The organism is Rhizobacter sp. P1_G5, assembly GCF_056405435.1.
In genome coordinates, this window is sequence record NZ_JBFUCB010000255.1 from 1 (window position 1) to 7,950 (window position 7,950).

The 7,950-nt window shown below is 66.9% G+C and carries 7 protein-coding genes; 2 read left to right on the top strand and 5 right to left on the bottom strand.

Annotated features, from left to right (window positions below; translation table 11 throughout):
• The 4 genes from AC1D12_RS17835 to glpD all read right to left on the bottom strand — a co-directional run.
• Positions 1-671 (bottom strand): carbohydrate ABC transporter permease (locus AC1D12_RS17835; RefSeq protein ID WP_477841935.1); only part of this gene is annotated, 671 nt, incomplete at its 3' end.
• A complete protein-coding gene (locus AC1D12_RS17840; protein ID WP_477824679.1) occupies positions 668-1,777 on the bottom strand; it encodes an ABC transporter ATP-binding protein in 1,110 nt (369 codons plus the stop codon). The genes AC1D12_RS17835 and AC1D12_RS17840, both read right to left, overlap by 4 nt.
• 1 nt (position 1,778) lies before the next feature.
• Positions 1,779-2,849 carry an ABC transporter ATP-binding protein gene (locus AC1D12_RS17845; RefSeq protein WP_477841937.1) on the bottom strand — a complete coding sequence of 357 codons (1,071 nt, stop codon included), beginning with the start codon at positions 2,847-2,849 and terminating at the stop codon, positions 1,779-1,781.
• Positions 2,840-4,420 (bottom strand): glycerol-3-phosphate dehydrogenase, encoded by a 1,581-nt coding sequence (gene glpD, locus AC1D12_RS17850; protein ID WP_477841939.1) that lies wholly within the window; start codon positions 4,418-4,420, stop codon positions 2,840-2,842. Before glpD ends, AC1D12_RS17845 begins: the two co-directional genes overlap by 10 nt.
• Before the next feature lie 181 nt (positions 4,421-4,601).
• Between glpD and AC1D12_RS17855 the strand changes: the two genes are divergently transcribed.
• Positions 4,602-5,369 carry a DeoR/GlpR family DNA-binding transcription regulator gene (locus AC1D12_RS17855; RefSeq protein ID WP_465110334.1) on the top strand — a complete coding sequence of 256 codons (768 nt, stop codon included), beginning with the start codon at positions 4,602-4,604 and terminating at the stop codon, positions 5,367-5,369.
• Between the two features lie 7 nt (positions 5,370-5,376).
• Positions 5,377-6,879 carry a glycerol kinase GlpK gene (gene glpK / locus AC1D12_RS17860; RefSeq protein ID WP_477841942.1) on the top strand — a complete coding sequence of 501 codons (1,503 nt, stop codon included), beginning with the start codon at positions 5,377-5,379 and terminating at the stop codon, positions 6,877-6,879.
• A gap of 232 nt (positions 6,880-7,111) precedes the next feature.
• On the opposite strand, the gene AC1D12_RS17865 is transcribed toward glpK, so the two are convergent.
• Positions 7,112-7,950: hypothetical protein (locus tag AC1D12_RS17865; RefSeq protein ID WP_477841943.1), on the bottom strand; the 839-nt coding region annotated here is incomplete at its 5' end.

Consider the following 7,950-nt stretch of genomic DNA (forward strand, 5'->3'; position numbering starts at 1 on the left):
GTGTAGATCATGAAGCTGTCCATGAAGCGCAGCAGCACCGCGATCATCAGCACGCCGCGCAGCTTGGGCAGCTGGATGAAGCGGAACACCGCGAACTTGCTCGCGCCGTCGATGCGCGCGGCCTGGTAGTACGCATCGGGGATCGCGCGCAGCCCGGCGAAGCACAGCAGCGCCACCAGCGGCGTCCAGTGCCACACGTCCATCAGCAGCACGGTGAACCAGGCGTCGGTCGCGTTGCCGGTGTAGCTGTAGTCGATGCCCATCTTCGCGAGCGCCGCACCCATCAGGCCGATGTCGGTGCGCCCGTAGATCTGCCAGATGGTGCCGACCACGTTCCACGGGATCAGCAGCGAGATCGCCACCAGCACCAGCACCGCCGACGAGCGCGCGCCCTTGGCCGGCATCGACAACGCGAGGCCGATGCCCAGCGGGATCTCCACCAGCAGCACCGCGAACGAGAAGCCGATCTGGCGCAGCAGCGCGCCCTGCAGGTCTTCGTCGCGCATCACCGACTTGAACCACTCGGTGCCGACGAACACGCGCCGCTCGGGCGAGATGATGTCCTGCACCGAGTAGTTGACGACCGTCATCAGCGGCAGCACCGCCGAGAAGGCCACGCACAACACCACCGGCAGGATCAGCAGCCAGGCTTTCTGGTTGACGGGCTTCATGCCGCCACCTCCACGGAAGAATCAATCAACACATCGTCCCGGTAGTAGCAGGTGTGCGCACCGACCAGCGACAGCCACACCTGGTCGCCGACCCGCGGGATGCGCTGGTCGGGCGACAGGCGGGCGCGGATGGTCTGCTCGCTGTCGCCGGAGCCGAGGCGCGCACCGAGCAGCCAGTAGGTGCCGATGTCCTGCGCCTGCGTCACGGTGGCGGGCACGGCGCCCGCCGCGTCCGGCGCCGCGAGCGCCACGTACTCCGGCCGCACGCCGAGCGCGAAGCTGCCCTCGCCCTGCAGCGGGTTGTGGGTCATCGGCAGCACCCGGCCGGCCACGTCGATGCCCTGGCCGGCCCAGCGCACCGGCAGGAAGTTCATGCCCGGCGAGCCGATGAAGTGGCCGACGAAGCGGTGCTGCGGCCGCTCGAACAGCGCCGAGGCACTGCCCACCTGCACCGCGCGGCCGCGCGTCATCACGACCACCTGGTCGGCGAAGGTCAGCGCCTCGACCTGGTCGTGCGTCACGTAGACCAGCGTCAGCTTCAGCTCGTGGTGGATCTGCTTCAGCTTGCGGCGCAGCTGCCACTTCAGGTGCGGGTCGATGACGGTCAGCGGTTCGTCGAACAGCACGGCCGACACGTCCTCGCGCACCAGGCCGCGGCCCAGCGAGATCTTCTGCTTGGCATCCGCCGACAGCCCGGCAGCGCGCGTGTTCAGCTGGCCGCTCATCTCCAGCATCTCGGCGATCTGGCCGACGCGCTGGCGGATGCGATCCGGCGCGACACCCCGGTTGCGCAGCGGGAACGCGAGGTTCTCGGCGACGGTCATCGTGTCGTAGATGACGGGGAACTGGAACACCTGCGCGATGTTGCGCTGCTGCGGTGACTGCCCGGTGACGTCCTGCCCGCCGAACTTCACCGTGCCCTGCGACGGCGTCACGAGGCCCGAGATGATGTTCAGCAGCGTCGTCTTGCCGCAGCCCGACGGGCCSAGCARCGCATARGCGCCGCCGTCGTCGAAGGTCATCTTCAGCGGCAGCAGCGCGTAGTCCTCATCGCGCTGCGGGTTCGGTTTGTAGGCGTGTGCCAGGTCGAGGTCGATGCGTGCCATCTCAGATGCCCTCCCGGCTCGGGGCCACCAGCAGGCGGCCTGCGGAATCGAACACGTGCACCTGCGCCGCGTTCAGGTACAGCGTCACCGCTTCGCCGAGCGTGAACTGGTGGACGCCAGTGAGTTGCGCCACCAGTTCGCCGATCGGCGTGTCGACGTGCACGAAGGTGTCCGAGCCGGAGATCTCGGCCAGCTCGACCTTGCCCGGCAGCGCGACATCGCCGTCGCGCTGGCGAACCCGCAGTGCGCTTGCGCGGATGCCGATCGTCAGCGCCGGCGTGCTCGACGCCGGCAGCGGCACCGAGAGGTTCACGCCGGCCTGCAGCGAGATGCCGATGCTCGCGTGCGTGCCCTCGACCAGGTTCATCGGCGGATCGCTGAACGCACGCGCGACGCGGATCGACTGCGGCCGGTGGAACACCTCGGCGGTCGGGCCGTACTGCAGCAGYTCRCCRSCGTCCATCACTGCGGTGTAGCCGCCCAGCAGCAGCGCCTCGGTCGGCTCGGTGGTCGCGTAGAYSACGGTCGAWTCGCCGGCCGCRAAMAGCTGSGWCAGCTCKTCGCGCAGTTCCTCGCGCAGCTTGTAGTCCAGGTTCACCAGCGGCTCGTCGAGCAGCATCAGCGGGGCCTTCTTCGCCAGTGCCCGCGCGAGGGCCACACGCTGCTGCTGGCCGCCCGACAGCTCGGCCGGCAGCCGCTTCAGGAACGGCTCGATGTGCAGCCGCTTCGCCAGCTCCAGCACGCGCTCGGCAATGCCCTTCTCGCCGCGCAGCTTCAGCGGTGACGCGATGTTGTCGGCCACCGTCATCGACGGGTAGTTGATGAACTGCTGGTAGACCATCGACACGTTGCGCTCGCGCACCGGCAGGCCGGTCACGTCGCGGCCGTCGGCCAGCACGCGGCCTTGCGTCGGCGTGTCCAGCCCCGCCATCACGCGCATCAGCGAAGTCTTGCCGGCCTGGGTCGCCCCCAGCAGCACGGTCACCGCGCGCGGGACCAGGGTCAGGTCGAGCGGGTAGAGGTGGGTCTGCGCACCGACCTGCTTGCCGATGCGCTCCAGCGTCAATTCCATGAGGTCTCCGAAGGTCTTGTCTGCGGCGGCGCTGCCGTCGTCGTCGTTGCGGCGCCACGCCAGTTCTTTGCGCACCAGAGCGCCACCTGCTCGCGCTGGGCCGGCGTCAGGTGCAGGCCGAGCTTGGTGCGCCGCCACAGCACGTCGTCGGGCTCACGCGCCCACTCGTGCGCGTGCAGGTAGTTCAGTTCCGCCTCGTGCAGCCCGGGCACGACTTCGGCGCCGGGGCCGTTCGCCAGCAGCACCTGCACGCGCGAGCCATAGCAGCGCGCCAGGCGATGCCGCATCGCGACCGGCAAGTGCGGATGGCGCAGCGCGAACGCCTGCTCGAAGCGCGCGAAGTCGGTGTCGGGGCGCTGCGGGTCGCCGATCCACACGCTGAGGTCGCCGCCGGGCAGGAAGGCGCCGGCCGTCCACGCGCCGCGCTGCGTGCCGAGCGGCGCGGCCAGCAGGTCGGCGGCTTCCTCGGCCAGCTTGCGGAAGGTCGTGATCTTGCCGCCCCACACCGACAGCAACGCCGCCTTCGAGGTGTCGAGCTCGAGCGAGTAGTCGCGCGTCACCGCCGACGGGTCGCCCGACTCGTCGTCGAGCAGCGGCCGCACGCCGGAGTAGGTCCACACCACGTCGGCCGGCGCCACCGGCTTCGCGAAGTACCGGCTCGCCTGCTCGCACAGGTAGGCGATCTCGCTGTCGTCGATGCGCGCCTCGCCGATCGCGCCGTGGTGCTCGACGTCGGTGGTGCCGATCAGCGTGAACTCGCCGTCCTGGTAGGGGATCGCGAAGATGATGCGGCGGTCCGGGTTCTGGAAGATGTAGGCGTGGTCGTGGTCGAACAGCTTCTTCACGACGATGTGGCTGCCCTTCACCAGGCGCAGCGACTTGGCGCGCGGCGCATGTGTGCCCTCGGCGAGGAACTGCGCCGCCCACGGGCCGGCGGCGTTGACGAGCGCGCGTGCATTCAGCGTGTGGGTGCGGCCGTCGTCCGCCTGCAGCGTGACGCGCCAGGTGCTGTCGCCGCGCTGCGCATCGGTGCAGCGCCAGCGCGTCAGCACCGTCGCGCCGCGGTCGGCCGCGTCGCGGGCGTTCAGCACCACCAACCGCGCATCGTCGACCCAGCCGTCGGAGTAGACGAAGCCGCGCGTGTACTGCGGCTTCAGCGGTGCGCCGGCCGGGTGCTCGCGCAGCGACACCGTGCGCGAGCCGGCCAGCACCTCGCGCTTGGCCAGGTGGTCGTACAGGAACAGCCCGGCGCGGATCATCCACACCGGCCGCATGCTGGCGTCGTGCGGCATCACGAAGCGCAGCGGCCACATGATGTGCGGCGCGCCCTTCAGCAGCACCTCGCGCTCGGCCAGCGCCTTGCGCACCAGCGAGAACTCGTAGTACTCCAGGTAGCGCAGGCCGCCGTGGATCAGCTTGGTCGAGGCCGACGAGGTGTGCTGCGCGAGGTCGTCCTTCTCGCATACCAGCACGTGCACGCCACGGCCTGCCAGGTCGCGGGYGATGCCGGCGCCATTGATGCCGCCGCCCACGACGAGCACGTCCACTTCACCCGGCAAAGGTTGATTCAAGAAGCTGTCTCCTGGCCCATCGACACCCCGCCGTTGGCGAGGTTCGCGTTGTTGTTCGGTGCTATGTTCGATTACGTTCGTTTCTGATCTTCTTTTTTCGTTTTATGCGAAAAACGAAAGCTGCGCAACCCAGGAAATCCAGCATCTGCTTTCGCTTGGCCATTCGGTACCCTCCGCCGCCATGACCCCGAACCCGCGCCAATCGCTGCTGCTCGACGAGGTGCGCGCGCGCGGCACGGCCACGGTGGAGGCGCTGTCGGAGCAGTTCGGCGTCACGCTGCAGACGGTGCGGCGCGACGTGAAGCTGCTGTCCGATGCCGGGCTGCTGGCGCGCTTCCATGGCGGCGTGCGGCTGCCGAGCTCCACCACCGAGAACATCGCGTACCGGCAGCGCCAGCAGCTCAACGAGCAGGCCAAGCAGCGCATCGCGCGCAGCGTGGCGCAGGGCGTGCCCGAGGGCTGCTCGCTGATCCTGAACATCGGCACCACCACCGAGGCGATCGCGCGCGAGCTGATGCGGCACAAGGGGCTGCGCGTGATCACGAACAACCTGAACGTTGCGGCGATCCTGTCGGACAACCCGGACTGCGAGGTCATCGTGGCCGGCGGCGTGGTGCGCTCGCGCGACCGCGGCATCGTCGGCGAGGCGACGGTCGATTTCATCAAGCAGTTCAAGGTCGACATCGGGCTGATCGGCATCTCGGGCATCGAGAGCGACGGCACGCTGCGCGACTTCGATTTCCGCGAGGTGAAGGTGGCGCGCGCGATCATCGAGCAGTCGCGCCAGGTGTGGGTGGCCGCCGACCACAGCAAGTTCAACCGGCCGGCGATGGTGCAGGTGGCAGGCTTCGCCGAGATCGATGCGCTGTTCACCGACCAGGCGCCGCCCGAACCCTTCCCCTCCCTGCTCGCAGATGCCGGTGTGCAATGCGAGGTGGCTGCTGCATGATCGACGCATGAGCTCTCCGACCTACCTGCTCGCCCTCGACCAGGGCACCTCCAGTTCGCGCAGCATCGTGTTCGACCGCGCCGGCGGCATCGTCGCGATGGCGCAGCGCGAGTTCCGCCAGATCTACCCGCAGCCGGGCTGGGTCGAGCACGACCCGATGGAGATCTGGCACTCGCAGCTCGCGACCGCGAAGGAGGCGCTCGCGAAGGCCGGCATCGCGGCACGCGACATCGCGTCGATCGGCATCACCAACCAGCGGGAGACCACCGTCGTGTGGAACCGCCGCACCGGCGAGCCGCTGTACAACGCGATCGTCTGGCAGGACCGCCGTGCCGAGCCCACCTGCGCGGCGCTGCGCGAGCGCGGGCTCGAGCCCACCTTCCGCGAGAAGACCGGGCTGATCATCGATGCCTACTTCTCCGGCACCAAGCTGAAGTGGATCCTCGACCACGTGGCCGGCGCGCGCGCGGCGGCATCGCGCGGCGAGCTGGCCTTCGGCACCATCGACTCGTGGCTGATGTGGCACCTGACCGGCGGCGCGGTGCATGCCACCGACGTGAGCAATGCCTCGCGCACGCTGCTGCTGAACGTGCGAAGCAACACGTGGGACGACGAGCTGCTGCAGCTGCTCGACGTGCCGCGCGAGGTGCTGCCGCAGGTGTTCCCGTCCAGCCACGTGTACGGCCACACGAAGGCCGAGTTGCTGGGCGCCTCGCTGCCGATCGGCGGCGTCGCTGGCGACCAGCAGAGCGCGCTGTTCGGCCAGGCGTGCTTTCGTGCCGGGCTCGCGAAGAACACCTACGGCACCGGCTGCTTCATGCTGATGCACACCGGCGCGCAGTTCCAGACCTCGACCAACGGGCTGATCACCACCAGCGCGGCGCAGCCGACGGCGCAGACCGAGTTCGCGCTCGAGGGCAGCGTCTTCATCGGCGGGGCGGTGGTGCAGTGGCTGCGCGACGGGCTGAACGCGATCAAGGCGAGCAGCGAGGTGCAGTCGCTCGCCGAGAGCGTGCCCGATGCCGGCGGCGTGATGTTCGTGCCGGCCTTCACCGGCCTGGGCGCGCCGTACTGGAAGGCCGAGGCGCGCGGCGCGATCGTCGGGCTGACGCGCGGCACCACGGTGGCGCACATCGCGCGCGCGGCGCTGGAGAGCATCGCGTTCCAGAGCGCGGCGCTGCTGCAGGCGATGGGTCGCGATGCGGTCGCGGCCGGCGGTGCGCCGGTCAGCGAACTGCGCGTGGACGGTGGCGCCTGTGTCAACGACCTGCTGATGCAGTTCCAGGCCGACCTGCTCGGCATCCCGGTGGTGCGGCCGAAGGTGATCGAGACCACCGCGCTCGGCGCGGCCTCGCTGGCCGGGCTGTCGTGCGGGGTCTACAGCGGGCTCGACGAACTGGCGCGGCAGTGGCGGGTCGAGCGCACCTTCCACCCGACGATGTCGCGTGAGCGCGCGCAGGCGCTGATGGGCGAGTGGGAGCACGCGGTGCGGCAGGCGGTGGCAAGTTAAGCCGACACGATGCGCATGAAAGAAGGAATTTGTTGATCGTGGCACTCAACTTGGCATCCCATCCGCTGTGTGGCCGATAGGTGCCGCCGTCTCATCGAGGAGGTTGGCGCGGCCCAACGGGATGGAGAGGGATAAAGCGCACTGGCGGGAATTTACGCGGTCCTCCGAACTCGGCCGTCGCCGCTCCGCAAACGTAAAGTGAGCCCCGCCGACAGTTGTGACAACAACCAGCTCACTGAGTGTCTGCGTCATTGCGATTCGCCTGCTGCTCCAAAGTCGCAGCCGTTTCATCCAGTCGTTTGACAATCGATTCGAGTTGCTCCTGATCATCCTCGTCATCTGAATATTTCAGTTCGCCGATGATTGCATCGATTATATTAATAATATAAGAGAGGAATTCCTCGGAGAACTTTTGATCGCATATGGAATTGCAAACAAGCGTGGCGGCTGTGCGCATAGGGATTTCACCCCCTAAAAGATAACCAAAGAAGGTTCTGCAGAATTCCTCACTCTGAGTTGCAAGAGCCAATGACAATGAGGAAATTTCATTTTCGCCGATTGGACAGAAGCAGGCAATTCTTTCTTCAGGAGTCATCGAATCAAAGCGCTCGAAAAAGGACTCGAGTGACTCCTGGACACAATTGGCACATGCAATGCGAAAAATGTCTCGGACTTCGAGGGGATGCAGCAGATGCAGAACTCCCAGTGTTGATGAAAGTAATTCGAGACAGAATTTTCCCGTCAGGGTTAGGGCGTCATCCGCTGATGACACGCCCACCACTTTCCGTGTGTTGATGTTATTAACTGATGATGAACTGAGAACACCCAGTCCTTCCAGCCATTGATCAAGCGAAATGGCATCGCGCCAGACCCGACTGGGAATGAAATTCAGACTCGGCGTCGGATGAATGTCGGCCATTCGACGAATCTGCTTTTTCGCATGACCTATAAATGCCTTCTTCAGGCTGAGCGGCCACTCGCTACAGGAGTTTTTTGTGAGCTCCGAAAGATAGTACTGAATCCGCAGGCTTGATGCATTTCGGAAACCTCGACTCCTGAGGTGATTATTGA